Raw genomic sequence first — 25,721 nt, 5'->3', positions numbered from 1 at the left:
GGTGACAATTGAGCCACACGTTCCTGTCGAGCACCACAGGTTCAGCTGATCAGCTGCTGGCGGCGCGCGATGGCGGCCGCCTCCGTGCGACTCCCGGCGCCCAGCTTCCCGAGGATGTTGGAGACGTGCACGGAGACCGTCTTCGTGGAGATGAACAGCTGCTTGCCGATCTCGCCGTTGCTGCGTCCCGCGGCCACCAGCGTCAGGATCTCGCTCTCCCGCGGCGTCAGCGACGTCGACGTCGCCTGCTGCTGCTTGACCGCCGTCGCACCGAGCGACCTCAGCTCGTCGAGCAACGGCTGCAGCCCGAGCCGCTTCGCGGTCGCCCGGGCCTTGTCGGCGGTCACCCGCGAGCCGGCCACGTCGCCGGTGGCCCGCTGGATGGTGGCGTACGTCGTTCGGACGGCGGCCAGACCTGGGACATCGCCGTAGGCCTCGACCTGCTGCTCGGCGCGCTCCCATGCCGCCAGCAGCGACTCCTGAGGCGGGGTGTCGATGCCGGCCAGCCAGTGGACGCGGAGCACCTCCGCCTCCAGCCGAGCGGTCCAGGAGCGTCCCTCTGGGCCCCACTCTCCGGGCTCGTACTGCGCGACCACCTGCTCGCCGTCGCTGTGCAGCCCGTCGACGGCCTCCACCAACGCGGGCCAGCGCGCGGCCGGCAGCGAGGGCAGCATCTGCGCGATCCCGGAGGCGGCCACGACCGCCAGCCGCACCCGGCCGCCGAACCACTCGGTCCAGAACTGGGAGAGCGTCTCCACCGCGTCCGCGTAGACCCCGAGCACTCCCTCGGGGTCGCCGCCACGGGCCGACGCGGTCATCTCCACGATCGAGCCGTAGAGGGCGATCAGGCCCTCCTGGGTCCAGAACGGCCGCAACGCGTTGGCCGCGTCACCGACCGATGCCCCCTGCACCTGCTCCATCATCATCCGGAGCACATCGAGGAGTGCGACCGGGACCGGCGGCGCGTCGGGCAGGTTGCCGCCGGCCAGCGCCAGCGCCTCGTCCCACTCCCCCAGGACCATCTGGATCCGGACGATGTCGGCTCTGGCCGCGGCGAGGTACATGGACCACTGCAGCGACTCACCACCGGCGTCGTCGATCACCGCCCGGAACCACCTCAGCGCCTCCGCGTAGTCGCCGGCCTCGTCATAGGAGCGGCCGAGCGCGAACAATCCCCGGCTGACCGCGTACGTCGACCCGACCTGCCGCGCCTGCTCGATGGTCTCGCGCAGCACCTGGCGGAAGCCCTCGACCTTGTCGCCGCCACCCCGGCGGGTGCGGACCTTGAGCATCGACAGGCTGGTGGCCATGTCGGAGGCGAGCTTGGAGAGACTGTGCCGCTCGGCGATCTCGATGCCCTCCAGCCCGACCGCCTCGGCCTCCTCGCTGCGGCGATAGGCGACCAGCGTCCGGGTGCGCACGGCGAGAACCGCGCACCGCGCCTTCGGCTCGGCGTCGGCAGGGAGCGCGACCATCGCGTCGTGGGAGTGGGTGAGCGGGTCGCCGTTCTCCATGGCGATGGCCGCCTCGGCCCGGGTCGCCAGCAGCAGCGCCCGGCCCACCGACGGACCGGACGGGATGGCTTCGAGCCGCTCGGCCAGGATCGCGTCGGCGCGCGAGGGCAGCCCGGCGAGGATGAGCGTGTCGGCGGCACGCTCGTAGACCCGGTCCAGGTTGACCGCCGCCGCCTGGGTGACCTTCGGGTCGGCGGCGAGGCCAAGCGCCTTCTCGTAGTGATGGGCGGCCTCGCCCACACCACTGACGCTGCGGGCCTCCTCGGCCGCGGCGATGCGAGCCCGTAGCGCGGTCGCGAGGTCACCGGCGTGCTTGGCGTGCAGCGCGAGCTCCGCGGCCGCACCCAGCCCTGGGGTCTCCTTCAGCACCTCGGCGAACCGGGCGTGCAGGCGGACCCGCTCACCGGGCAGCAGGTCGTCGTAGACCGCCTCGGCGAGCAGCGCGTGCCGGAACGTGTAGCGCGAGCCGGTCGGCTCGAGCACCTTCTGCTCGACCGCGGTGCGCAGCGCGTCGTCGAGCTCGTCGGTCTTCATCTCGGTCACCGCGGCGAGCAGCTCGTGGGTGACCCGGCGCCCGGCGATGCTCGCCGTGCGGACCACGCTCCGGGCCGAGCCGTCGAGCCGGTCCAGCCGCACCAGCAGCAGGTCGGCGAGGTCTACCGGGAGGTCCTCGTCGCAGCCGGCCTGGACCAGCTCCTCGACGAAGAAGGCGTTGCCCTCGGCGCGGCGTACGACTCGTTCGGCGTCGACCTTGCCGGGGGCCAGCTCGTGGACCAGCAGTCGCACCGAGTCGTCGGAGAGCGGCTCGAGGACGATCCGCTCGACGTCGGGCAGCCGGCCCCACTCGCCGACCTGGCGGCGCAGCGGGTGCCGGCGGTGGATGTCGTCGGCACGGTAGGACGCGACCATCGCGACCGGGCCGACGTAGGGCCGGGTGAAGAGGTAGGTCAGCAGGTCGCGGGTGGACTGGTCGGCCCAGTGGGTGTCCTCGACCACGACCAGCAACGGCGCCTTCTCGGCGGCCGCCTCGAAGAGGGTGTGGACGGCGTCGAAGAGCTGCCCACGGTCGGTGCCGGTCGGGGCGGCTCCCTGGTTGGCGCCCATCACCCGGCGTACGGGCCTCAGCCTGGCCAGCGCCGGGTAGTCGGCCGCCACCCGCTCGACGACGTCGGGCAGGTCCGCGACGATGCGGTCGAGGATCTCCGAGAACGGCATGTACGCCACGGCGCTCTCGCCGAAGTCGACGCAGTGGCCCGCGTGCACCTGCCAGCCGTCGGAGACGGCACTGTCGCGCAGCGCGGTGAGCAGACGCGTCTTGCCGACGCCGGCGTCGCCGGCGAGGAGGACGTGCTGCCGTCGGGCATCGGTGGTCGAGCCTGTCGAGGCGACTCCGAGCAGCCCGCTGACGGTCTGCAACTCGAAGTCGCGACCTACGAAGGACCGAGCACTCTGCGCCATGTCCCCCATCATCGCGCCTCCGGGCCCGGGATTCTCCCGCATTACCGACCTCCGGGGACTCAGTTGTGTATCGAGTCCATCCGGCGGGGACGGCGGCGCCTCACCTGGCGGGCGAGGCGGTCGGCCGCGGTCGCGCGGCGAATGCTCTGCTGGCGGTAGGCCAGCTCGGCGTCATAGCTGATCTGGTTGGTGTAAGTCATGCATCCAGACTCGGCTCCTGAGGTAGCGCCACGCATGAGGCGCCTGCCTTAGGCGTACGTCACGGGTGCCTCATTCAGGCGTGATCAGCGTCACTCCACGAGCCCCCGGCGGCGGCCGATGGCCGCTGCCTCGGTGCGGCCGGAGGCGCCGAGCTTGGCCAGGATGTTGGAGACGTGGACCGAGACGGTCTTGGTCGAGATGAACAGCTGCTTGCCGATCTCGCCGTTGCTGCGCCCGGCGGCGACCAGAGCGAGGATCTCGCTCTCCCGGGCGGTCAGCTGGCCGGAGGGACCCGCCGCCGACCGCTGCGGCGTGGTGCCGAGGGTGAGCAGGTGGTCGAGGAGCGGTCGAGCGCCGAGCCGCTTCGCCGCTTCCCTGGCCCGGTCAGCCAGCACACGCGCGCCGGCGGTGTCGCCACCGGCGCGAAGGATCTCGGCGAGCCGGACCCGAGACCAGGCGAGCTCGTGGACGTGCGGAAACGCCTCGAACGCGGCCACGGTCTCGCGCCACGCCTCGACGAGGTCGGCCTGTTCGGGGACGGAGATGCCGGCCAGCCAGTGGGCGCGGAGCCCCTCGGCCCGCAGCCGCGCCGACCACGCCTGCCCCTCCAGCCCCCAGGGCTGCTCGGTCTCGACGGGCCGCGTGCCGGCCTCGAGGATGCGGTCCACCTGCGCCATCACCTGCGGGCGCGCACCGACGGGGACGGCCGGGACTGCGGAGCCGATCGCACCGACGGCGATCGCCGAGAGCCGGGCATGAGCGCCGAACCACTTTCCCCAGCCGGTGGTGAGCGCCGCGACGCCGGCGTCGTAGGCCTCGATCGCACCGTCGATGTCTCCACGACCTGCGGCGGCCCGGATCTCCACGGGTGCCGACTCGCTGGCGGTGGCCACCTCCTGCTTCCACGACGGCCGCAGCCGCCGCGCCTCGGCGCCGACGTCGGCTCCGCGGGCCTGCTCGATCATCAGCCGCTTGGACTCCAGCCACGGCCACAGCGCCGGCGGGATGCCGTACGCGTCGGTCAGCGCGAGCGCCTCGTCCCAGCGGCCGGCGGTGTGGAGGTAGTCGAGCCAGGCGATCCGGGCGTCGAAGGCGTACGGCGCCCAGGGGACGCCCCGCTCCACGCTGAGCTCGAAGGCGCTGCGGTAGCTCTCGCCGGCCTCGTCGCGACGGTCGGCCGCGTCGAGGGCGAAGGCGAGCTGGAGCCGGGCGCGGAACTCCGGGTGCAACGCGCCGACCTTGGCGGCCCGCGCCACCGCCTCACGGAGCGGCTCGATCCACAGCTGAGGCGGACGCCCCCACGACCCGGCCAGCGTCGCCGCGACCTCCGCGGCGAGGCCGGTCCGGCCGAGCTCCTCAGCCAGCGCCAGCGCCTCCCGGCCGGCTCGTTCGGCGTCGTCGTGACGGCGGTAGATCATCAGCGACCGGGCGTACGCGGCGAGCAGCCGCGCTCGCACCAACGGCGGGGCGTCCTCGGGCAGCTCGGCCATCGCCTTCTCCGCGAGCGCCCCCACCCGGACGTCGTTGACGTAGGCGAAGCTGGTCTCGATCTCGACCGTCATCAGCTGCGCACGCCACAGCCCGGGGGCGTCGGCCGGGAGGGATTCCCGCTGCTCACGGGCCAGTTTCCCGGCCCGGTCGGCGTGCCCGGCGGCCACCATCGCGTCGCTGGCCTTGACCACCAGGTCGACGAGGCGCTGGGTGTCATGGTCGGAGTCTGCACGACCGGCGAGCTGGGCGATCGCCTGCTGATAGTGCTGCGAGGCCTCGTCGGGACCACCGGCGGCGGCAGCCTCGTCACCGGCGGCGATCCCGGCCGCGAGCGCGGTCTCGTGGTCGCCGGCAAGACGGGCGTGACGGGCGAGACCGGCCGCGCTGCCGGTCGTGAGGTCGCTGCTCAGCGCCTCGACGTACCGCTGATGGAGCCGGACCCGCTCCCCCGGCAGCAGGTCGTCATAGACCGCCTCGCCGAGCAACGCGTGCCGGAAGACGTAGTATCCGTCCTCGCGCGGCACCAGGATCGCGCGCTCGATCGCCTGCCTCAACCCGGCGTCGAGGGTGGCGCGGTCGAGACCGGCGACGGCCTCGAGGAGCTCGTCGCTGACGTCGCGCCCGGCGGCGCTGGCGGTGTCGACCACCTCGCGCGCTGTCGCGTCGAGCTGGTCCAGCCTGATCAGGAGCAGGTCGGCGAGGTCCCAGGGCAGCTCGTCGGCGCCGGCGGCCTGCACCAGCTCCTCGACGAAGAAGGCGTTGCCGTCGGCGCGGCGTACGACGCTCTCGACGTCGACCCCGTCGGTGAGGTCACCGGCGAGCTCACCGACCAGGACGCGTACGTCGTCGTCCGAGAGCCGGCCGAGGTGGAACCGCTCGACCGAGGGCAGCCGGGTCCACTCGGCGAGCTGGCGGCGCAGCGGGTGCCGGCGGTGGAGGTCGTCGGCGCGGTAGGAGGCGAGGATCGTGACCGGGCCGTCGAACGGCCGGGTGAAGAGGAAGGTCAGCAGGTCACGGGTGGACTGGTCGGCCCAGTGGGTGTCCTCGACCATGACCAGCAGCGGCGCCTTCTCGGCCGCGCGCTCCAGGAGTGAGTGGATCGCGGCGAAGAGGTTGCCCCGGTCGAGCGCCTCCTGGACGGCGGTGTCAGCCCCGCCGAGCGCACGAGCGACGGGTGCCATCCGCAGGAGCGCCGGATGTACGTCGGCGACCTGCGCGACCACGTCGGGCAGCGCGGTGGTGATGTTGTCGAGGATCTCGGTGAAGGGCAGGTAGGCCTCGGCACTGTCGCCGAAGTCGAGGCAGTGGCCGACCAGCACCTGCCTGCCGTCGGCGGCGGCACGGCCGCGGAGCTCACGCAGGATCCGGGTCTTTCCGACACCGGCGTCGCCCGCGAGGAGGACATGCCTACGTCCGCCCGGCTGTGCGGTGCCGTCCAGCCCCACCAGCCCCGCCAGTGTCTCCAGGTCGGCATCACGTCCGACCAGCCTCTCGGCACTCTGCGCCATGGGCGCAATCATCGCGCCTTCCGACAACACCGTGTCGGCCCAGGGGTCGGCCCAGGGGTCGGCCCGGGGGTCGAGGCTGCCGTGCCCTGGACATGAAGCAACGCCGAGCGGGATCTCTCCTGCTCGGCGTTGATGGTCCCGCGGCCGCATCTCAGCGAGTGCGGTTGCGTCGCGTCTGACGAGCCTCGGTGGCCCGCTGGCGCTTCGCCAGGTCCTTCTGGATCTGCTGGCGGCGGTACTTGACCTCTGCTTCGTAACCTACGGTGGTGTACATCTCGATCTCCTGCTGAGTTGTCCTGCTTGGGTGTCCTGCTGACATCGAGAAGACTCCTCCGCTGAGGTAGGCACCCGAATCGGTCGCGCGCCCTACTTACCGACCCGGGCGCCTTACTTTCCGACCTAGGGCAGGCGCTCCGCGCCTTAGACGGGACACTGGGCCTATGGAGTTCTCCGAGGTCGTACGCCGCCGCAAGATGGTCCGCAGCTACACCAGCGATCCGGTGGACCCGGCGGTGGTCGACAAGATCCTGCACAACGCCACCCGGGCACCGTCGGCAGGCTTCTCCCAGGGCTGGGCCTTTCTCGTCCTCGACAACCCCGAGGACGTACGCCGCTACTGGGAGGCGACGGCCGACGACATCGACAGTCCCGACGCGTGGCTGACCGGGATGATGCAGGCCCCGGTGATCGTGATCCCCTGCTCCTCCAAGGCGGCCTACCTCGACCGGTACGCGCAGCCCGACAAGGGCTGGACCGACCGCGACGAGGCCCACTGGCCGATGCCGTTCTGGCACATGGACACCGCGATGGCGACCATGCTGATCCTGCAGACAGTGGTCGAAGAGGGCCTCGGCGCCCTCTACTTCGGCATCCCGCCGGAGTCCGACGCCGCGGTCCGCAAGGCGTTCGACATCCCCGACGCGTTCGACCCGATCGGTGCCGTCACCATCGGCCACCCCGCCTCCGGGGGCGCCAAGGGCTCCCCCACCCGCCGCAAGCGCACCCCGCTGGAGGACGTCGTCCACCGCGGTCGCTGGTGACTCAGTCCGTGGTCCGAGCCGTCCCGCGGGCGGCAGCGGAGTCCGACCCACGAACATGCGAGACCGCCATCGCGAGATCGGCCAGGCGCGGGGTGACGATGTTGAGGACCTCGTAGACCGAGCCGAACGCGCCGTCGACCGTCACCGGCCGGTCCTCGAGCGCCCGGACGACGCGCTCGGCGCACTCCTCGGGGCTCTCGCCGCGGCCCTCGTACTCAGCGGTCGGGGCGATCATCGGCGTACGCACGATCGCGACGCGCATGTTGGTGCAGGTCACGTTCTCGAAGTAGGCCTCGCGGCTCAGGATCCGACCGAACACGTCGAGCGCCGACTTCGCGGCGATGTAGGCGGCGAACTTCGGGGCCTTGATCTGGTTGCCCCAGGTGACGATGTTGACCACGTGGCCGAACCGCTGGGCGCGCATCGCCGGCAGCAGGCCCATCGTGAGCCGCACCGCGCCGAAGTAGTTCACCGCCATCATCCGCTCGAAGTCGTGGAAGCGGTCGTGGGTCAGCTCCAGCGACCGCCGGATCGACCGGCCGGCGTTGTTGACCAGGTAGTCGACCGCCCCGTGCTCGGCGAGCAGCTGCTCCACCAGCGCGTCGATCGAGTCACCGTCGGCCATGTCGACGAGGTAGGTCGACGCCCGCCCGCCGCGCTCCTCGATGGTCTTCCGCACCCGCTCGAGCTCCTCGGCCCGGCGGGCGGCGAGGAGCACGTGCGCGCCACGTCGAGCCGCGACGTACGACGTCGCCTCACCGATCCCCGAGCTGGCGCCGGTGACCAGCACGGTCCGGCCGGCGAGAGGACTGGGACCACCGGTCACAGCCCGGATCGTGCGCGCCACCCGGGCACGCGGCGTCTGCAGGAGCGGAAGCGAGAACAGGCTGACCACTCCCGCACCCTAGGCCCGCGCCGGGGCGTAGCGGAGGTCGACCTCCAGGTGCGGATCGTCGCCGATGAGGTTGTGCAGCCGGATCGGCTCGCCGCCGGGGTTCTCGTAGAGGCGGATGCCGTCGCCCAAGAGGACCGGCGCGACGTGCAGGTCGATCTGGTCGATCAGGCCGCGTTCGAGGAGCTGGCGGCCGATGTCGGCGGAATGGACCTCGACGTTCTTCCCGCCGGCCGCCTCGATCGCGATCCGCAGCGCCTCGCCGACGTCGCAGCTGAGGAAGGTGACGTGCTCCTGCGGCCGGGCGTCCTCGGGATGGTGGGTGAGGATGAAGACCGGCCCCTCCCAGTCGCCGTACGGCATCGCGTCGGGGTAGGCGTCGTGACCCTTGCGGCCACCCAGGACGGCACCGAGCTGCGAGGAGTACGCCTCCTCGACCCCGGGTGGGCCGGTGACGTCGCTCAGCCACGCCATCCCCGGCTCGCGTCCGTCGACGAACCCGTCGAGCGACATCGAGAAGTGCCACAGCACCTTGCTGCTCATCACATGGCCTGCTTCCGGTCGAAGGTGACGTGGGTGATGCCGCTCGGCGTCGTGGTCGACGCGACCTCGTAGCCGTCCTCCAGCGCCTCCAACCCGTCCCACAGCCGTACGCCACGGCCCAGGATGATCGGGACGACGGCGACGTGCAGGTGGTCCACGAGACCGGCTGCCAGGAAGTCCCGGAGCGAGGAGGGGCCGCCGCCGATGCGTACGTCCTGGCCGGCCGCCGCCTCCTGCGCCTCGGCCAGCACCTCCTCGATGGGGGCGTCGCGGAAGTGGAAGACGGTGCCGCCCTTCATCTCGATCGACTCGCGGGGCTGATGGGTCAGCACGTAGGTGGGTGTGTGGAACGGCGGCTCCTCGCCCCACCAGCCGGTCCAGTCGACGTCGTCCTGCCATCCCGGAGGACCGAACTTGCCGGCGCCCATGATCTCGGCGCCGATGCCCTCCCAGGAACGGGCTGCGAAGGCGTCGTCGGGCTCGGAGGCCGGGTCGGCCTCCATCCGCTCCCGGTGCCCGGTCGCGCCCTGGAAGGTCCTGGTCGGGAAGAACCACTCCATCAGCCGCATGCCGGCGTGGCCGAACGGCGCCTCCGGGCTCTGACCGTCGCCGGTGGCGAAGCCGTCCAGCGAGACGCCGATGGTGTGAGCACGTACGCGTGACATGTCGATCTCCTTCGAATCAGAGTGATTGCACTTTGCAATCACTAGCGCCGAGAGTAGACTTCCCGATTGCAGATTGCAACCACTATTTCCGAGTGCAGGAGACACCGAGTGAGTCAGCCCAGATCGGGGTGCCCGATCAACGCAGCCGTGGAGGTCTTCGGGGACCCCTGGTCGGTGATCGTGCTGCGCGATGTGATGTTCGGGAACCGCCGCCACTTCCGCGAGCTGCTCGGCAGCTCCGAGGAGGGCATCGCCTCCAACATCCTCAGCAGCAGGCTGAAGAAGCTCGTCGACGGCGGCCTGCTCACCAAGGAAGAGGCCGGCCGCGGCCAGAAGGCCGCCTATTCGCTGACCGAGGCTGGCATCCAGACGCTGCCGATCATGGTCGCCCTCGGCAACTGGGGGCTCGCCCATCGCGACGGCACCCGGCAGCTCCGGGTCCGCGCGGAGCTGCTGCGCGATGCCGGTCCCGAGATGGTGGCGTCGTTCATGGACGAGCTGCGCGAGCTCCACCTGGGGACGCCGCGGCCCGACCCGGACGCCCCGCGGGCGAGCGAGCAGCTCGCCGCGGCGTACCAGGCGGCCATGGCCGGGTGAGCGGTTCCTCCATCAAGGAACCGCCTCACTTCTCCTTGGCGTGGAGCTTCAGCTTCGAGATCTGGTTCTTCAGCTCATCGAGGAAGAGCGTCCTGATGCTCTCGGTGTCCAGGGCGCCGTTGACCCCGCGCAGCTTGCCCTCGCCGAGCTTGATGCAGACGGCCGACCAGGCGGCGCCGATCGCGCCGGTGAAGCCCGCCGCGACGGTGGCGTTGATCGCCCCGCCGCCGACGGTGCCGAACCCGGGGATCATCTTGAGCAGGTTGCCGGCCACCGTGCGGCCGGCCTGGGTGGCGGCCGCGGTGGCCGCGATCGAGGCCATCGCGGCCTTGTCCACCTCGATGCCGTAGATCGCCGAGATTCGCGCCATCATCCCGAGCTGGATCGGCACCAGGACGACCGCGTCGGAGAACGGGATCGGGGTGGCTCCGGCCGCCCCGGCCGCGGCCGCGGCACCCGCGATCACGGTGTTCGCCTGCTCCTGCTTACGCTTGAGATCCACCCTCTGCGCCGCGGTGAGGGCCTCCTCGACCCCTGCAGGCGCGCATCGAAAGGTGGCATCAACGAGTTCCTGCAGCCCGTGGACCTGCTGGCCGGAGAAGTCGTCGGCCTTGGCGTTCGTCAGGTAGACCCGGGCCCCGTGCACGGGCAGTCCCCGCGCGTCGATCTGCTGGGCGAACTCGACCGCGTCCGGGTGGAAGGCACCGGTCGGCGAGGTCGGCACCTGGGTCATCACCAGCACGACCGGCAGCCCCAGGTCGGCGAGCTTCTGGATGAACGCGGCCTCGGTGTCCTCGAAGCGGCGGTCGGCGAAACGTACGGCGTACCAGGCGACGTGGATCTGCTCGGACTGCGGCTTGCGGCGTCGCTCCTGGATCAGCTTGGCGAGATCCTTGATCACCCGGTCGCCCTCGACGCCGATCTCCAGGCCCTGGGTGTCGAGCAGCCCGAAGAAGCCGCTGGTGTGCAGGTAGAGCGTCGACTCCTTCGTCACCGGCTCGCCGATCCCGGTCTTCGCCACCTCCGCCCCGAAGACGGCGTTGACCAGCGTCGACTTGCCGACCCCGGTCTTGCCGAAGACGGCGAGGTTGAACCGGCCGATCTCCTTGGCCGACTCGGAATACCTCTTGTGGAACTCGTCCTTGAACCAGCCGTCGGATGCGAAGTTGTTCACGTCGCCAAGGATGCCAGCCGGCACCGACGAATTGTCGTGGCCGCGCGCTCCGATGGGGAATAGCGTTCCGCCATGAGCCCTCGGTCCAGCTTTGCGTACGTTGCCGCCCTAGCCGCTGCAGTCGTCCTGGTCGCGCCCACGACTCCGGTCCACGCGGCCGAGCCGGAGACCCAGTCGACCGATATCACCCTCACCCGGTGGAACAGCCTCGAAGACTTCGCGAAGGGCAGGTCGAGCAACTTGCGCCCTGACCGGCACGGCACCCTCCGGATCGGCCGCGGCAGCGAGACGACGGCCTACACCGACCCCTTCGGCGACGGCACGGCCAAGACCTACGAGTACGGCACCTGGACCTCGCCCGTGGTCAAGACCGGATACCCGATCGACGAGTCGGTCACCTCGTGGGACGTCGACACCCCGACCGGCACCTGGGCCGAGATCCGGTTCCGCGGCCGGAAGGCGGACGGCACCTGGACGAAGTGGTTCGTGATGGGTCGCTGGACGGCCGGCGACGACTTCGCGGCCGGCGACATCCACCGCACCTCCGTCGAGGGACAGAGCGACACCGACGCGGCGCTCTACACCGACACGTACGTTGCCAGGACCGGCAAGGAGCCCGAGGCGTTCCAGACCAGGGTCACCCTGCTGCGCCCCGAGGGCGCGACCGTCTCCCCCAGCCTGCGAACGGTCTCGACGCTGACCAACGAATACCTGCCCGACTCCGCCTACCCCGGCACCAGCACGCCGACCCTCGACGACGCGATCGACCTCCGTGTCCCGCCGTTCAGCCAGAACATCCACCGCGGCGAATACCCGGACTTCGGCGGCGGCGGCCAGGTCTGGTGCTCACCGACCTCGACATCGATGGTGCAGTACCACTGGGGTCACGAGGTCCCGGCGAGCGAGCTGACGGACATCGAGGCGCCCAACGGCGACCCGCAGGTCGCCTACGCCGCGATCAACACCTGGGACTACGCCTACGAGGGCGCCGGCAACTGGCCGTTCAACACCGCCTACGCCGGCCGCTGGGGCCTGGACGGGTTCGTGACCCGACTGCGTTCGCTGGCCGAGGCCGAGGCCTTGGTGGCGGCCGGCTTCCCGTTGGTCGTCTCCGCCAGCTGGGAGCTCGAGGAGATGCCTGAGTCGGGCTATGGCACGGACGGCCACCTGCTGGTCATCGGCGGCTTCACCGCCGAGGGCGACCCGATCGTCTACGACCCCAACCACTCCTCCAACGACGAGGTGCGCAACGTCTACACCCGCGAGAACTTCGAGCGGGTCTGGCAGACCTCGACCGACGGGATCACCTACGTCATCCACCCGCGCGACGTGCGGCTGCCCGGCGCGGGGAAGGCTACAAACTGGTGACGGAGACGCCACCACGGTGATCCACACCCCCACGGCCGACTAGGTTGCGGCCATGACACTCGATGCCGTCGCAGCTCTTCAGGCCGCACTTCGAGCCCCGACCGTCAACGACGGCTCCGGCGCAGAGGAGAAGGCGTTCGAGCAGCTCCACGAGGCGCTGCGCGAGCACTTCCCGCTGCTGCACGCGACCCTCGACCTCACCCCGGTCGGCGAGCGCGGGCTCCTCTTCCGCTGGCCAGGCTCCTCGGCCGAGAAGCCGGTCGTGCTGATGGCCCACCAGGACGTCGTCCCGATCGCAGGCGTCTGGACCCACGACCCGTTCGGCGGCGAGATCGTCGACGGGGTGATCCACGGGCGCGGCACGCTCGACGACAAGGGGCAGCTGGTGGCGATCTGCGCCGCGGTCGAGGGGCTCCTCACGGACGGGTTCGAGCCTGCCTACGACGTCTGGTTGTCGTTCGGATCCGACGAGGAGACGACCGGTGCGGCCGCGCGGGCGGCCGTCGAGGAGCTCCGCAACCAGGGGGTCGAGCCGTGGTTCGTGCTCGACGAGGGCGGCGCGGTCGCCTTCGACGCCTTCCCGGGCGTCGCGGCGCCGATCGGGGTCGTCGGCGTGGCGGAGAAGGGCACCACCGACGTACGCCTCAAGGTGACCGGCGACGGCGGCCACTCCTCCACCCCACGCCAGAACGGCCCGACCGCGCGGCTGGCCCGCGCGATCACCCGGCTCGACCGGATGTCGATGCCGGTCCGGCTGCCGGCGCCGACGGTCGAGATGTTCGAGCAGATCGCCCCGTACGCAGCCAAGCCCCTACGACCCGTGCTGGCCAACGCCGGCCGACTGGCGCCTGCGCTGGCCCGGCTGCTGCCCCGGCTCGGACCCGAGCCGGCCGCGCTGACCCGCACCACCGTCGCGATCACGACGCTGGAGGGCAGTCCAGCGGCCAACGTCATCGCCTCGGCCGCCTCGGCCGGGGTCAACCTGCGGATCATGGTCGGCGAGACGGTGGCCGAGGTGGTCGAGCGGCTGCGTGCCGCGATCGGCGACAAGCAGGTCGAGATCGAGGTCGTCCGGGCCGGCGAGCCGTCGCCGGTCTCCCCTCGCGACGAGGCGTTCGCGCTGGTCACCGACACCATCGCGGAGATCTTCCCGGAGGCGGTGCCCGCTCCTTACACGGTCATGGCCGCGACCGACTCACGCTTCTTCTACGAGATCAGCGACCGGGTCTACCGGTTCGCGCCGTTCCGGATGACCGCTGCCCAGCGTGCCACCATCCACGCCGCCGACGAGAACATCAGGGTCGATGACTACCTCGACGGGATCCGCTTCTACCGAAGGTTGATCGAGTCACTGTGACCACCGAACGTCAGCGCACCGGCGTCGAGAAGGCCGCCCGCGGAATCTGGGTGATCGTCGGCTTCCTGGTGGCCGTCGAGTTCGCGAGCGGCATCCTGCAGGGCTACTACACCCCGATCTTCTCCGATCTCGCCGACCATCTCGGCGTCTCCGACGCCGACCTCAACTGGCTCGAGGCCGGGCAGCTGATCGTCTCCGCGCTGTGCGTGCCCCCGCTCGCCCGGCTCGGTGACCTGATCGGCCACAAGAAGGTGCTGCTGCTGGCGACCGGCATCACCGCGCTCGCCACCTGGTGGACCGTGGTCGCTCCCGACTTCGGCTCGTTCCTGGTCGCCTGGTCGATCCAGGGCGCCTACGTCATCTGGCTGCCGCTCGAGGTCGCCATCGTCCACAAGCGCACCGGCGGCGACACCGCCCTGACCCGTCGGGCCGCCGGTGTCCTGGTCGGCGCGCTGCAGCTCTCGGTGATCACCGGCGCGATCGCTGCCGGCGCCCTCGTCGGCGTCCTCCCGATGTGGGCGATCCTGTCCTTCCCTGCCGTGGCCGTGACCGCTGTCTTCGTCGTCATCGCCGTCGGCATCGAGCCCGACTCCGGCACCAGCGGCGGCGCCTTCGACTGGCTCGGGCTGACGGTGCTGACCCTCGTGCTCGGCCTGGTCATGGCCGGCCTGGTCGGCGTACGCGTCCTCGGGGCCGGATCTCTCCTCGCCTGGGGCCTCGTGGTCCTGGGGCTGCTCACGCTGGTCCCGTTCTGGCGCATCGAGACCGCGCTGGAGGATGCCGGCGCGCGCGAGCCGTTGATCGACGTACGTCTGCTGGTCTCGCGCGGGCAATGGCCGATCCAGCTGACCGCGTTCCTGTTCGGGATGTCCGTGCTGGGTGCGCAGATCCCGCTGTCGACCTTCGCGCGCACCGACCCCACCGTGGCCGGCTTCGGGCTGGGCGCGGACGCGTCGTTCGTGTCCCTGCTGATCGCCGAGTACGTCATCGCGATGGCGATCTCCGCCTTCACCCTGCCGCTCTGGGCGCGGTTCCTCGGGCCGGTGCGAGCCCAGGCGGTCGCCTGCTTCCTGGTCGCGACGGGCTATCTGATGTGGCTCCCGTTCCATGACTCCACCGGCCAGGGACTCCTCAACATGGCCGTCGTCGGGCTCGGCTCGGGTGCCCTGGTCGCCTCGCTGCCGGCGGCCGCCGCCGCGGCCGCGCCGTCCTCCCGCACCGCGTTCGCGACCGGCATGACCAACGCCACCAAGACCGTCGGCGGCGCCATCGCCTCCGCGGTCTTCGCGATCGCGCTCGCCGCGGACGGGTCCATCGCCGGCGAGGCGCACGCGCCGCTCTCGGGCTACCTCACGGTGTGGGCGGTGTGCGGCGTCACCGCCCTCGTCGCCGGGCTGCTGCTCCTGCTGCCCCGCCGCACAACCACGGCTGGGTAAACCCAGATCCAGGTAAACTCTGTCGCGCTGGAGGTGATCACGTGCCCACGAGCGAGGACCGGCCCGAGGAGCGCCCGGAGACGGAGGCGCCCCCTCTCTCCGACGCTGCCAGCAAGACGGCAGCCGCCGCCCGGATCCAGGACCAGGCCAAATGGGTCGACCTCCAGGTGCAGCAGTCGATCCAGCGCGGCGAGTTCGACGACCTGCCCGGCGCCGGCAAACCGATCAAGAACCTCGACCGCGACCACGATCCCGACTGGTGGGTCAGGCAGCTCGTCGAGCGCGAGCAGATCGTCGTGCTCCCCCGGTCCGTCCAGCTCCGCAAGGACGACGCCGAGCTCGACGATCTCCTCGACACCCAGACCACCGAGGACGGCGCCCGCAGGATCGTCGAGGAGTTCAACGAGCGGGTCATAGCGGCTCGCTACGGCGCGCCCGAGGGCCCGCCGCTGATCACCATGCCCCGCGACGTCGACGCCACGCTCGACGCCTGGCGAGAGCGCCGCGCCGCCCGGGTGGAAGCCGCCAAGAACGTACGTCGCGAGCAGCCTCCTCGGAGACGACGCTGGTGGCGGCGCTGAGCGGTCGCGCCGATGAACGGGCGAACGAAAATTCGTTCGCCCCACCGAGCAGGGACTCCTCCAGCGGAAAGAAAATTCTTTCCACCAGCCGACGCCATCCCGGCGGAGGCGACTCACGCGGCGAACGAAAATTCGTTCGCCAACCGCCCCACTCGCCCACACGGCGAACCGATCAGCCGACTCCCAAGCCCCCACTCAACCCACATCTCCGCACCAAACCCCTGCCGCCGAGAACACCCTCCCCGAAAGGGTCGGCGGCAAACCCCAACCACAAAACACAGAACCCTCAACGCCTCCCAACGACCTCCCCACCCCGACCACCGAGCTCGCGCCGCGAGAACCGAACCCGGTAGCGCCCCGGAGTCACCCCGACCTCCGAGGTGAACCCGGCCCGGAAGGTCACCGGCGAGTAGTAGCCCGCCTCGTGGCTGATTCGGTCGATGGGCAGGTCGGTGGTCTCGAGAAGCGTCTTGGCGACCGCGATCCGCTCGGCGGAGACCCAGCGCATCGGGGTGGTGGCAAGGTCGCGCTCGAAGCGCCGAGCGAGGGTGCGCGGCGAGACCGCGGCAGCCGCCGCCAGACGCTCGAGAGTGATGTCCTCGTGCAGGTTGGCCCGGAGCCAGGTGCGCAGCTCGTCGAGCCAGTGGGCTTGCTCGGTGAGCGGGTCGGCCGCGACGTACTGCGCCTGGTCGCCGTCGCGGTGGGAGGCGATGACCAGGTTGCGGGCGATGGTGTTGGCAGCATGCTGGCCGTGGTCGGTGCGGATCAGGTGGAGGCACAGGTCCAGACCTGCGGCCGAGCCCGCGCTCGTCAGCACTCCGTCGTCGACGTAGATCGCCCGCGGGTCGAGGTCGACCTCGGAATACGTACGCCGGAACAGCTCGGCCCACCGCCAGTGGGTCGTGGCTCGGCGACCGTCGAGCAGCCCGGCTTCGGCCAGGGCGAAGGCACCGGTGCACAGCGAGACCATCCGGGCGCCGCCCGCGGCGGCGCGGCGCAGCTCCCGGACCAACGTCGGACTGACCGGCTCGCCCGGTCGGATCGCCGGGACCAGGACCGTTCCGGCCTCGGCCAGCGCCGCCATCGGCCGCTGCGGCGTCAGCCGCGGTCCACCGTGGACGCGCACCCCACGCAGATCGCCGCACAGCACCACGTCGTAGAGCGGGCTGGCGTCGTGGTCCCAGTCGTAGCCGAGCGCCTCGAGCGGCATCCCGATCTCGAACAGGGTCATCCCGTCGACGATCGGGATGGCGATGGACGGCTTCACGGGCATGGCAAGAATCTATCACTCTCAGTCAATTCTGCCACTCCCGCAGAAGGCTCCGCGAGAGCACGCTGGAGTCATGACCAACTACAAGAAGAACCCCAGCAAGGTCCGCAACACCGTCCGCTCCGTCCTCGCCGGCTTCGACGCCGGCGCCCGGATCCGTCACGGGGCCCAGGTCCCGAAGGACCATCCCTCTCGACGCCGGTCGTGATCGTTACAAGCCGAGACGCCTACCGGCCGGTAACCGCCGGCCGTTAGGGTGACCGGCATGAGTCACAAGAGCCCCAAGGACTTCTTCGCACCGTTGGCGGTGGGCGCTCCCGCACCACTGCGGGAGATCCCGGCGCGGCCGAGTCGCGCGATCCACTTCTTCGACCCGTCGAACCCGAAGATGGCGGCCAAGGTGCCCGCCATGGTCGGCACCGTCGACGTACTCCTCGGCAACCTGGAGGACGCCGTCAAGGCCGACAACAAGGTCGCAGCGCGCGAGGGTCTGGTGAAGATCGCGTCCGAGACGGCCAATCTCGGAGGGAACCGTGGCCCGACCCAGCTCTGGACCCGGATCAACTCGCTCGACTCCCCGTGGGTGCTCGACGACCTGGTCACCCTGGTCACCGAGATCGGCGACAAGCTCGACGTCGTGATGGTGCCGAAGGTGCAGGGCCCCGAGGACATCCACTACGTGGACCGGCTGCTCGCGCAGCTCGAGGCCAAGGGCGGCGTACAGAAGCCGATCCTCATCCACGCCATCCTCGAGACCGCGCGCGGCGTGGCCAACGTGGAGGAGATCGCGCTCGCCTCCCCGCGCATGCAGGGCATCAGCCTCGGCCCGGCCGACCTCGCGGCCGACCGCAAGATGAAGACCACCCGCGTCGGTGGCGGCCACCCCGGCTATCTGGTCCGCCAGGACCCGGTCGACGGTGACATCCACGGCAACCGCACCGTCTTCCAGCAGGACCTGTGGCACTACACGATCGCGAAGATGGTCGACGCCTGCGCCGCGGCGGGGATCTACCCCTACTACGGCCCGTTCGGCGACATCACCGACGTGGTCGCGGCCGAGGACCAGTTCCGCAACGCCTTCCTGCTCGGCTGCGTCGGCACCTGGAGCCTGCACCCCAAGCAGATCGAGATCGCCAACCGCGTCTTCTCCCCCAGCGTCGAGGACATCAAGCACGCGCGTCGTGTGGTCGCCGCCATGGGCGACGGCACCGGCGCGGTCATGCTCGACGGCAAGATGGAGGACGACGCCAGCCTCAAGCAGTGCCTCGTGCTCGTCGACCTCGCCGAGGAGCTGGCCGCCATCGACCCGAAGCTCAAGGAGCTCTACGACACGATCGAGATCGAGGACTGAGATGACTGAAGCAACGTTCCGCCCCCTGCGCTCGGTCCTCTACATGCCGAGCTCCAACACGCGTGCCCTCGAGAAGGCCAAGACGATCACCGCCGACGCGCTGATCCTCGATCTCGAGGACGCCGTCGCCCCCGACGCCAAGCCGGAGGCGCGCGAGAACGCGGCCGCGGCCGTGACATCGGGCGAGTACGGCAACAAGTACCTCACCATCCGCATCAACGGCGCCGACACCGAGTGGCACGCCGACGACCTGGCCGCCGCAGCCAAGGCAGGGCCCGACGCGATCGTGGTCCCCAAGGTCAGCAGCGCCCAGCAGGTGCACGACCTCGTCGCGGCCTTCGAGAAGGCCGGCGTCCCGGAGCAGACCAAGCTCTGGGCGATGATCGAGAGCCCGTACGCCATCCTCCACGCCGAGGAGATCGCCTCCGCCTCCGAGCAGCTGACGGTGCTCGTCATGGGCACCAACGACCTGGTCAAGGAGCTGTACGTCGACCACGTCCCGGCCCGCGCCAACCTGGTCACCAGCCTCCAGCTGGCCGTGCTCGCCGCGCGTGCGTGCGGCAAGGTCATCCTCGACGGCGTCTACAACAACGTGAAGGACGCCGAGGGCTACGCGGCCGAGGTCGAGCAGGGCCGGATCTTCGGGTTCGACGGCAAGACCCTGATCCACCCCGCCCAGGTCGAGGGCGCCAACGCCGGCTTCGCGCCCAGCGAGCAGGCGGTGGCCGACGCCAAGGGCCTCATCGAGACCTGGGAGGCGAGCGACGGTGGCGTGGTGACCTACAACGGCAAGATGGTGGAGAACCTCCACGTCGAGTCCGCGCGGCGCACGCTGAGCATCGCCGAGGCCATCGCAGCGTTGTAATCCACAGAGAGATATACCCCCGGGCGTATCTCTCTCGTTACCTCCTGAGCCCATTTGGCCTTGTCAGTAACTTTTTTCTGAGAAGAAGGTGACAAGCGGTCGAGATTCTGGTTCCGTTACGTGCTGCGCGACACAACCGACACTCGCTACGCGCTCAGGAGACAGCGTCAGATGACTGAAGCGAATCGTCGGCCCGCGACGGGGGACCACTCGAACGTCCCACCCACGCCGGCTCGACACCCCGCCACACCGATGCTCCCCACGAACGACACCGCGCCCGAACCCCTCGAGATCGCCCGCCGCGCTCTCGAGGGGTTGTCGCCGGCGGACGAGTCGTGGTTCACCAATCCCAAGACGAACCCAGCCGTGGAGCGAGTGCGACCGCATCACACGCCGTACGCGCCACAGGCGCAGCCCGGCACGGCGCTCGTCCTGCGACACTCCGATGCCGGCTACCCGCAGCCGCCGCGGGCCACCTACCAGCGCCCGATGCCTCTGCACGCCCAGCTGCCGCAGTACGCCTACCAGCCGAGCCCCTACACGGCGCAGCAGTTCCACCCTGCCGGGCCGGTGACGTTCGCCAATCCGGCGATGCCGTCGTACGCCGCCGCGCAGGTGCCGACCCGGAACGGCGTGGTCGAGGAACAGCGGATTCCGAAGAGCCGCGCCCGCAACAAGAAGGCCGTGCTGCTGCCGCTCGCCGCGATGGCGATCGCCTCGGCCGGCATCGGCGCCTTCGCCCAGGCCAACGTCGGACCGGACCTCGAGACCACGCAGGCCAAGGCCCACGCCGGCCAGTACGACGCCGTACCCGTGGTCGACATCGCCGACCAGAAGGTCATCGACGCCCCCGGCGTGATCGCGCCGGAGAAGACGTCCCCGTTCTCCCCCGCAGCCCCAGGAACCACCTCCGGCGGCAAGCACTCCAACGGCGACTACGACGCACCCTCGACCGCCGAGGCCTACGGCGGCGCTCACTCCTCCAGCGGGTCGGTCTCCACCCCGCGCAGCGGGGACACCTTGTCGGACAAGGACCCGGCGCCCGCTCCCGAGCCTGCCCCGCAGCCGGCCCCGGAGCCCGCCCCGCAACCGGAGCCCGAACCCGAACCGACCCCCGTGCCGACACAGCCGTCACTGGGCGAGAACGTGGTCGCCCCGGTGCTCGACACGGTGACCGGCGTCATCGACGGTCTCACCGGAATCAAGCTCGACCTGACCCCGTAGTCATCGAGTGGCCCAGAACGGGGCCGTGACCTCATCCGAGGTCACGGCCCCGTTTGCGTATGCCCGGGTGGGTTACCCATGACAAGGACGGGCCATCTAGAAATAGGACCTCCGTCCCGATAACTTCCGTGGTTTTCTCTCGTTTGAGCGATGTGCCACCCCTTAACTCGGGAGTGCGCCAGGTTCCCCCGGATCTGGCAGGTGGCACGGCCCCGTTGCGGGGATCTTGGGGGATCCCCACCGCAGAATCGGAGTCCAACCAACAATGCGTAACATCCGTACGTTCGCGCTGTCCGCAGCCGCTGCCGCCGTCGTCGGCGCAGTTCTGGTTGTGCCGGCGCCATCACAGGCCGCGCTGACGAACACCTCCTTCGGGATGTTCGCCGCCGGCTTCGGCAGCCGCGTGACCGGTGGAAACATCCCGGCCAACTCGGGAGACCTCGGATACCAGACCATCGGGTGCACCCGTAAGGCTGGTTACGACGTCAACAACAACACCGCCGGCGCCAAGGTGCCCGGCGTCGGCACGATCGGTGCGACCACCACCAAGCAGCGCACCGTCAAGTCCGGCTCGACGGTCAAGTCCATCTCTGAGCACAAGATCGCCGACGTCGTGCTCGACAAGAGCCCGCTGGGCAAGGTCACCGTCGAGGGTCTCAGCTCGGTGTCCCAGGCCTGGTGGGACGGCAAGGGCTACAAGGCCGACTCCAAGGCCAAGATCGCTCACGTGGTCCTCGACCCGGCCGGCCCCGGCCAGAAGATCGACCTTCCGATCCCCGGCCGTGACAAGCCGCTCGTCATCCCGGGCATTGCCACCATCGGTCTGGGCAACACCGTCGAGAAGACCAACGCCGACGGCGCCGAGGCTTACGCCAACGGCATCTGGATCAAGCTCCACGGCACCGACTCCGAGGTCATCGTCGGTCGCTCCCGCGCCGAGATCAACGGCCAGGCGTTCTCCGGCGTCTTCAGCGGCTTCTCCAACTCCATCGACGCCACCGCCCTCGGCGGCGTCGCCAAGGTCGGCAAGAACCCGCTGACCAATGCTGGCTGCGCCGGCACCAAGGGCAAGCTGAAGACCAAGTCCATCGGCCACGTCCCGCTGGGCGAGACCGGCGACATCGTGGACGTCAAGGGCCTGACCAGCGGTCAGCGCTCGAACCAGACCAAGACCACCGCCGGGGGTTACACCTTCGGTGAGGTCGCCAACGTCAACATCGGCGACGGCGCGATCCGCATCGAGGCCATCCGCGCCCAGGCGAACGCGAACTTCGTCAAGGGCAAGGGCTCGACGACGTCCATCTCGGGCACCAAGTTCGGTGACATCTACATCGGCAAGCAGAAGGTCTCCCTCGCCCAGCTCGAGTCGGCGCTCTCCCGCGTCGACATCCCCGGCCTGGCCAAGATCGAGACCAAGGTCGTCGTTGAGCGCAGCAAGAACCTGGTCGAGGTCGTCGCCCTGCGGCTGACGCTCCTCGACGCGACCGAGGGCACCAAGACGGTCGTCAACATCGGTCACGCGAAGTTCAAGGTGAACGCCAACAAGTGAGGCCTTGATCCACTGAGGCTGTCCTAAGAAACGGCCCGCGTCCTGACCAGGTCGCGGGCCGTTTCTTCATCCTGAAGTTACTCACGGGTAGTATCAACCCACCCGTACGCAATCGAACCGGCGCCAAGCATTAGGCTCGGTTCATTCCGGCAGTCCTGCCCCCTGATGAGGAGCGCCTAGGCATGTTGCAGATCATCACCATCGTCGTGTGTCTCGCGACAACGGTGGCCGCCGTCTACCTGACCACCAAGGCGGTCAGGTCGATGCTCGCGGTCATCAAGATCGGTACGCCGATCAGCCGCGTCGACCAGCCGCTGGCCCGCACCCTGACGATGCTGAAAGAGACCGTCCTCCACACGCGCATGCTGCAGTGGACCTGGGTCGGCATCCTGCACTGGTTCGCCTTCGCGGCGTTCATCGTGCTCTCGACCGCCGTCGGCTCGGCGTACTTCCAGCTCTTCTCAGCCGACTGGACGATCCCCTTCATCGGGAAGTTCTTCCTCTACGAGTGGGTGGCCGAGGGCCTCGGCCTGCTGGGCGCCCTGGGCATCATCCCGCTGATCATCTACCGGCTGCTGCACCAGCCGAAGAAGCTGGGCCGCGGGACCCGGTTCTACGGCTCGGTCATGTGGCAGGCGTTCTTCGTCGAGGCGATGGTGCTGCTGGAGTCGATCGCGATCCTGTTCATCCGCGGGGCGGAATACAATCTTGCGCTGGCCCACGGTGCCAGCGATGGGTCCAGTCACGCCGAGCACGCGACCGGCTTCCACTTCCCGATCTCGCAGTTCTTCGGTGCGCTCTACCCCACCGGTCCCGACGCGATCGGGTCGCTGGAGAACATCATCTACCTCATCGCTGCCTTCAAGATCCTCTCCGCGCTGATCTGGCTCATGGTGATCTCGTCCAACCTGACGATGGGTGTCGCCTGGCACCGCTTCACCGCCTGGTTCAACATCTGGTTCAAGCGCGAGCCCGGGTCGCGTACGTCGACCACTGAAGGTGCGCGCCCGCTCGGCACCGCTCTCGGCGCGATCAAGCCGATGCTCATCGACGGCAAGCCGGTCACCCTCGAGGACGTCGAGGAGGACCGGATCCCCGAGGACGCCATCCTCGGTGTCGGCTCGATCCAGGACTTCTCCTGGAAGGGCATCCTCGACTTCACCACCTGCACCGAGTGTGGTCGCTGCCAGTCGCAGTGCCCCGCCTGGAACACCGAGAAGCCGCTCTCACCCAAGCTGCTGATGATGGGCCTTCGTGAGCACGCGTACGCCGCCGCCGGTGACGCCGACCTCAAGGAGAAGCCGCTGATCGGCAAGGCCGACGGCGCCCCGGAGGGTGCCGGCGGCAACGCCGAGGTCCTCGACTGGTTCTACAACCCGGAGGACGGCGGCTTCGTCATCGACGAGGACGTCCTCTGGTCCTGCACGTCCTGCGGTGCCTGCGTCCAGCAGTGCCCCGTCGACATCGAGCACGTCGACCACATCATGGACATGCGCCGCTACCAGGTGCTCGTCGAGTCCAACTTCCCCTCTGAGCTCAACGGCCTCTTCAAGGGCCTCGAGGGCAAGGGCAACCCCTGGAACATGAACGCCAACGCGCGCATGGACTGGGCCAAGGACCTGCCCTTCGATGTCAAGGAGGTCGGCAAGGACATCGAGTCGCTGGAGGAGGTCGACTGGCTGTTCTGGGTCGGCTGCGCCGGCGCCTACGAGGACCGCGCCAAGAAGACCACCCGCGCCGTGGCCGAGCTGCTCGACATGGCCGGGGTCTCCTTCGGCGTACTCGGCAACGGCGAGACCTGCACCGGCGACTCCGCCCGCCGCGCCGGCAACGAGTTCGTCTTCCAGGGCCTGGCTCAGCAGAACGTCGAGACGTTCAAGGAGTTCAAGGTCAAGAAGGCCGTCACCACCTGTGCTCACTGCTTCAACACGTTGAAGAACGAGTACAAGGAGTTCGGCATCGAGCTCGAGGTCGTCCATCACACCCAGCTGCTCAACCGCCTCGTCCGCGAGGGCAAGCTGACCCCGGTCGCGGACGGCGCCGGCGCCCACCAGCGCTCGATCACCTACCACGACCCGTGCTACATCGGTCGCCACAACGGCGTCTACGAGCCGCCGCGCGAGCTGCTGCAGATCATGCCGGGTGCCGAATACAAGGAGATGCCCCGCAACTCCGAGCGCTCCTTCTGCTGTGGTGCCGGTGGTGCCCGGATGTGGATGGAGGAGAAGATCGGGTCGCGGATCAACGAGAACCGCACCGACGAGGCCGTCGCCACCGGTGCCGACCAGATCGCCGTCGGCTGCCCGTTCTGCCGCGTCATGCTCTCCGACGGCCTGACCAAGGCCCAGGCCAACGGGGCCGCACGCGAAGAGGTCGAGGTGCTCGACGTCGCGCAGATGCTGCTCGCGTCCGTGAAGGGCGAGCAGGCGACCAAGCTGGCCCCGGGCGAGGGCGCGAAGGTCGGTGCCGCCGCCAAGGCTGCTCCGGCCGTCGAGGAAGCCGCTCCGGCCGCCGGGACTGCCACCGCCGCCGCGGGCTCGTCGCTCTTCGACTCCCCCGCCGAGGCCGCGGAGGCCACCGAGGCCCCGAAGGCTCCGGCCGACGCGTCCTCGCTCTTCGACACCCCTGCCCCGGCCGAGCCGGCCGCGGGAGGTACGTCGGGTGGCGGATCGCTCTTCGACACCCCCGCTCCGGCCGCTGAGCCGGAGAAGCCGGCCTCCGGCGGGTCGCTGTTCGACGACGGCGGGTCGCTCTTCGACACGCCTGCGGAGGCACCTGCCGAGGAGGAGACCCCGGCTTCGAGTGGCTCGCTCTTCGACGTACCGGCAGACAAGCCTGCCGACAAGCCGGCTGAGGAGCCTGCTGCCGCCCCTGAGGCGAAGGCCGCGCCGGCTGAGGAGCCTTCGGTCGACCTCGGCGGAGGGGGCTCGCTCTTCGACATCCCGGCTGCGCCGGCCGAGGAGGCCGCGCCTGCGCCCGAGGCGAAGGCTGCCCCGGCAGCCGAGCCTGCGGCCCCGGCTGCTGCGCCCGCCGCCGAAGAGCCGAGCGTCGATCTCAGCGCGGGGGGTTCGCTCTTCGACATCCCGGCCCGCGAGCCCGCGCCGGCGGCTCCGGTCGAGGCCCCGGCCCCGGCCCCGGCTCCGGCTCCGGCCGTGACGGAGGCCCCGGCCGCACCTGCTGCGCCTGTGGCTCCCGCCGCGCCGGTGGCAGGTTCAGGAGTGACCTCGGACCCGAAGACCGACGTCGACTTCGACAGCCTCGGCTCGCTCTTCGACATCGAGGCCCCGGAGGGAGCAGTGGCGGCTGCGGCTCCGGCTGCGCCCGCTGAGGCCGCACCTGTGGCCGAGGCTGCCCCGGAGACCGTGGTCGACGAGGCACCCGCCGCACCCGCCGAAGAAGCGGCGGTCGAGGTGGAGACGCCGGCCGAGCCCGAGCCGGAGCCCGAGAAGGCCGCTCCCGCGCCGGAGCCGAAGCCGGCACCTGCCGTGAGCGGAGACGCGCACGCGCCGCGTACCGACGTCGACATCCACGAGGCAGGGTCGCTCTTCGACCTCTGACCCCCGCAGTCCGCTGCACCAGACGATGACACCTTGTGATCCATTCACAAGGTGTCATCGTCATTTTTGGCCGAGGCGTC

General features: G+C 70.0%; 21 protein-coding genes. 12 read left to right on the top strand and 9 right to left on the bottom strand.

What is annotated here, in order from left to right:
• Positions 1-41 precede the first annotated feature (41 nt).
• From ACFWQC_RS14885 to ACFWQC_RS14870, 4 genes are all read right to left on the bottom strand, one after another.
• A complete protein-coding gene (locus ACFWQC_RS14885) occupies positions 42-2,972 on the bottom strand; it encodes an AAA family ATPase (protein ID WP_378679073.1) in 2,931 nt (976 codons plus the stop codon).
• Between the two features lie 59 nt (positions 2,973-3,031).
• On the bottom strand, positions 3,032-3,172 hold the full coding sequence (locus ACFWQC_RS14880) for a hypothetical protein (RefSeq protein ID WP_176883792.1): 141 nt from the start codon (positions 3,170-3,172) through the stop codon (positions 3,032-3,034).
• A gap of 90 nt (positions 3,173-3,262) precedes the next feature.
• A complete protein-coding gene (locus ACFWQC_RS14875; protein WP_378679070.1) occupies positions 3,263-6,172 on the bottom strand; it encodes an AAA family ATPase in 2,910 nt (969 codons plus the stop codon).
• 151 nt (positions 6,173-6,323) lie between these two features.
• The gene (locus ACFWQC_RS14870; protein ID WP_357339889.1) at positions 6,324-6,446 is read right to left on the bottom strand and encodes a hypothetical protein; all 123 of its coding nucleotides are present in this window, start codon (positions 6,444-6,446) and stop codon (positions 6,324-6,326) included.
• A gap of 166 nt (positions 6,447-6,612) precedes the next feature.
• Between ACFWQC_RS14870 and ACFWQC_RS14865 the strand changes: the two genes are divergently transcribed.
• Positions 6,613-7,212, top strand: a complete 600-nt coding sequence (locus ACFWQC_RS14865) for a nitroreductase family protein (RefSeq protein ID WP_378679067.1) — start codon at positions 6,613-6,615, stop codon at positions 7,210-7,212.
• Position 7,213: 1 nt separating this feature from the next.
• Here the strand turns inward: ACFWQC_RS14865 and ACFWQC_RS14860 are convergent, their stop codons facing one another.
• Genes ACFWQC_RS14860 through ACFWQC_RS14850 form a run of 3 tightly spaced genes read right to left on the bottom strand, consistent with a single transcriptional unit; the run spans position 7,214 to position 9,312 of the window.
• On the bottom strand, positions 7,214-8,107 hold the full coding sequence (locus ACFWQC_RS14860) for an SDR family NAD(P)-dependent oxidoreductase (protein ID WP_378679064.1): 894 nt from the start codon (positions 8,105-8,107) through the stop codon (positions 7,214-7,216).
• 9 nt (positions 8,108-8,116) lie between these two features.
• On the bottom strand, positions 8,117-8,647 hold the full coding sequence (locus ACFWQC_RS14855) for a dihydrofolate reductase family protein (RefSeq protein WP_378679061.1): 531 nt from the start codon (positions 8,645-8,647) through the stop codon (positions 8,117-8,119).
• On the bottom strand, positions 8,647-9,312 hold the full coding sequence (locus ACFWQC_RS14850) for a dihydrofolate reductase family protein (RefSeq protein WP_378679058.1): 666 nt from the start codon (positions 9,310-9,312) through the stop codon (positions 8,647-8,649). Before ACFWQC_RS14850 ends, ACFWQC_RS14855 begins: the two co-directional genes overlap by 1 nt.
• Before the next feature lie 108 nt (positions 9,313-9,420).
• On the opposite strand from ACFWQC_RS14850, the gene ACFWQC_RS14845 reads away from it, so the two are divergent.
• Complete coding sequence (locus tag ACFWQC_RS14845; RefSeq protein WP_378679055.1) at positions 9,421-9,909, top strand: winged helix-turn-helix transcriptional regulator; 489 nt, start codon at positions 9,421-9,423, stop codon at positions 9,907-9,909.
• Between the two features lie 25 nt (positions 9,910-9,934).
• Here ACFWQC_RS14845 and ACFWQC_RS14840 read toward each other — a convergent pair whose 3' ends face one another.
• Positions 9,935-11,083: a GTPase family protein gene (locus ACFWQC_RS14840; RefSeq protein WP_378679053.1), complete on the bottom strand. Its 1,149-nt coding sequence runs from the start codon at positions 11,081-11,083 to the stop codon at positions 9,935-9,937.
• Positions 11,084-11,155: 72 nt separating this feature from the next.
• Between ACFWQC_RS14840 and ACFWQC_RS14835 the strand changes: the two genes are divergently transcribed.
• From ACFWQC_RS14835 to ACFWQC_RS14820, 4 genes are read left to right on the top strand one after another with little or no spacing between them, the layout of a single operon-like run.
• Complete coding sequence (locus ACFWQC_RS14835; protein WP_378679050.1) at positions 11,156-12,451, top strand: C39 family peptidase; 1,296 nt, start codon at positions 11,156-11,158, stop codon at positions 12,449-12,451.
• Positions 12,452-12,503: 52 nt separating this feature from the next.
• Positions 12,504-13,808, top strand: coding sequence for a M20/M25/M40 family metallo-hydrolase (locus ACFWQC_RS14830; RefSeq protein WP_378679047.1), 1,305 nt, complete (start codon positions 12,504-12,506; stop codon positions 13,806-13,808).
• The gene (locus ACFWQC_RS14825; protein ID WP_378679044.1) at positions 13,805-15,244 is read left to right on the top strand and encodes an MFS transporter; all 1,440 of its coding nucleotides are present in this window, start codon (positions 13,805-13,807) and stop codon (positions 15,242-15,244) included. Before ACFWQC_RS14830 ends, ACFWQC_RS14825 begins: the two co-directional genes overlap by 4 nt.
• A gap of 41 nt (positions 15,245-15,285) precedes the next feature.
• Entirely contained in the window at positions 15,286-15,825 is a 540-nt protein-coding gene (locus ACFWQC_RS14820) for a DUF1992 domain-containing protein (RefSeq protein ID WP_378679041.1), read from the top strand.
• A gap of 286 nt (positions 15,826-16,111) precedes the next feature.
• On the opposite strand, the gene ACFWQC_RS14815 is transcribed toward ACFWQC_RS14820, so the two are convergent.
• Positions 16,112-17,098 carry a GlxA family transcriptional regulator gene (locus ACFWQC_RS14815; RefSeq protein ID WP_378679038.1) on the bottom strand — a complete coding sequence of 329 codons (987 nt, stop codon included), beginning with the start codon at positions 17,096-17,098 and terminating at the stop codon, positions 16,112-16,114.
• A gap of 70 nt (positions 17,099-17,168) precedes the next feature.
• Between ACFWQC_RS14815 and ACFWQC_RS14810 the strand changes: the two genes are divergently transcribed.
• The 6 genes from ACFWQC_RS14810 to ACFWQC_RS14785 all read left to right on the top strand — a co-directional run bounded on the left by ACFWQC_RS14810 (position 17,169) and on the right by ACFWQC_RS14785 (position 25,641).
• Positions 17,169-17,303 (top strand): hypothetical protein, encoded by a 135-nt coding sequence (locus ACFWQC_RS14810; RefSeq protein WP_378679035.1) that lies wholly within the window; start codon positions 17,169-17,171, stop codon positions 17,301-17,303.
• A gap of 57 nt (positions 17,304-17,360) precedes the next feature.
• A complete protein-coding gene (locus tag ACFWQC_RS14805; protein WP_378679032.1) occupies positions 17,361-18,446 on the top strand; it encodes an HpcH/HpaI aldolase/citrate lyase family protein in 1,086 nt (361 codons plus the stop codon).
• Position 18,447: 1 nt separating this feature from the next.
• Complete coding sequence (locus ACFWQC_RS14800) at positions 18,448-19,311, top strand: HpcH/HpaI aldolase/citrate lyase family protein (RefSeq protein ID WP_378679029.1); 864 nt, start codon at positions 18,448-18,450, stop codon at positions 19,309-19,311.
• Between the two features lie 252 nt (positions 19,312-19,563).
• Positions 19,564-20,535 carry a hypothetical protein gene (locus ACFWQC_RS14795; protein ID WP_378679026.1) on the top strand — a complete coding sequence of 324 codons (972 nt, stop codon included), beginning with the start codon at positions 19,564-19,566 and terminating at the stop codon, positions 20,533-20,535.
• A 265-nt stretch (positions 20,536-20,800) separates the two neighbouring features.
• Complete coding sequence (locus tag ACFWQC_RS14790) at positions 20,801-22,084, top strand: choice-of-anchor P family protein (RefSeq protein ID WP_378679024.1); 1,284 nt, start codon at positions 20,801-20,803, stop codon at positions 22,082-22,084.
• Positions 22,085-22,266: 182 nt separating this feature from the next.
• On the top strand, positions 22,267-25,641 hold the full coding sequence (locus tag ACFWQC_RS14785) for a (Fe-S)-binding protein (protein ID WP_378679022.1): 3,375 nt from the start codon (positions 22,267-22,269) through the stop codon (positions 25,639-25,641).
• Positions 25,642-25,721 lie beyond the last annotated feature (80 nt).

This window comes from Nocardioides sp. NPDC058538 (assembly GCF_042719275.1).
Lineage (GTDB): Bacteria > Actinomycetota > Actinomycetes > Propionibacteriales > Nocardioidaceae > Nocardioides.
Note: the sequence above shows the minus strand (reverse complement) of the source record. Positions and strands in the feature narration are given on the sequence as shown.

What these genes read in the sequence shown, in the direction of transcription:
- ACFWQC_RS14885 (WP_378679073.1), bottom strand. Translation starts at nt 2,972, where the DNA reads ATGGCGCAGAGTGCTCGGTCCTTCGTAGGTCGCGACTTCGAGTTGCAG.
- ACFWQC_RS14880 (WP_176883792.1), bottom strand. Translation starts at nt 3,172, where the DNA reads ATGACTTACACCAACCAGATCAGCTATGACGCCGAGCTGGCCTACCGC.
- ACFWQC_RS14875 (WP_378679070.1), bottom strand. Translation starts at nt 6,172, where the DNA reads ATGGCGCAGAGTGCCGAGAGGCTGGTCGGACGTGATGCCGACCTGGAG.
- ACFWQC_RS14870 (WP_357339889.1), bottom strand. Translation starts at nt 6,446, where the DNA reads ATGTACACCACCGTAGGTTACGAAGCAGAGGTCAAGTACCGCCGCCAG.
- ACFWQC_RS14865 (WP_378679067.1), top strand. Translation starts at nt 6,613, where the DNA reads ATGGAGTTCTCCGAGGTCGTACGCCGCCGCAAGATGGTCCGCAGCTAC.
- ACFWQC_RS14855 (WP_378679061.1), bottom strand. Translation starts at nt 8,647, where the DNA reads ATGAGCAGCAAGGTGCTGTGGCACTTCTCGATGTCGCTCGACGGGTTC.
- ACFWQC_RS14850 (WP_378679058.1), bottom strand. Translation starts at nt 9,312, where the DNA reads ATGTCACGCGTACGTGCTCACACCATCGGCGTCTCGCTGGACGGCTTC.
- ACFWQC_RS14835 (WP_378679050.1), top strand. Translation starts at nt 11,156, where the DNA reads ATGAGCCCTCGGTCCAGCTTTGCGTACGTTGCCGCCCTAGCCGCTGCA.
- ACFWQC_RS14830 (WP_378679047.1), top strand. Translation starts at nt 12,504, where the DNA reads ATGACACTCGATGCCGTCGCAGCTCTTCAGGCCGCACTTCGAGCCCCG.
- ACFWQC_RS14815 (WP_378679038.1), bottom strand. Translation starts at nt 17,098, where the DNA reads ATGCCCGTGAAGCCGTCCATCGCCATCCCGATCGTCGACGGGATGACC.
- ACFWQC_RS14810 (WP_378679035.1), top strand. Translation starts at nt 17,169, where the DNA reads ATGACCAACTACAAGAAGAACCCCAGCAAGGTCCGCAACACCGTCCGC.
- ACFWQC_RS14805 (WP_378679032.1), top strand. Translation starts at nt 17,361, where the DNA reads ATGAGTCACAAGAGCCCCAAGGACTTCTTCGCACCGTTGGCGGTGGGC.
- ACFWQC_RS14800 (WP_378679029.1), top strand. Translation starts at nt 18,448, where the DNA reads ATGACTGAAGCAACGTTCCGCCCCCTGCGCTCGGTCCTCTACATGCCG.
- ACFWQC_RS14795 (WP_378679026.1), top strand. Translation starts at nt 19,564, where the DNA reads ATGCTCCCCACGAACGACACCGCGCCCGAACCCCTCGAGATCGCCCGC.
- ACFWQC_RS14790 (WP_378679024.1), top strand. Translation starts at nt 20,801, where the DNA reads ATGCGTAACATCCGTACGTTCGCGCTGTCCGCAGCCGCTGCCGCCGTC.
- ACFWQC_RS14785 (WP_378679022.1), top strand. Translation starts at nt 22,267, where the DNA reads ATGTTGCAGATCATCACCATCGTCGTGTGTCTCGCGACAACGGTGGCC.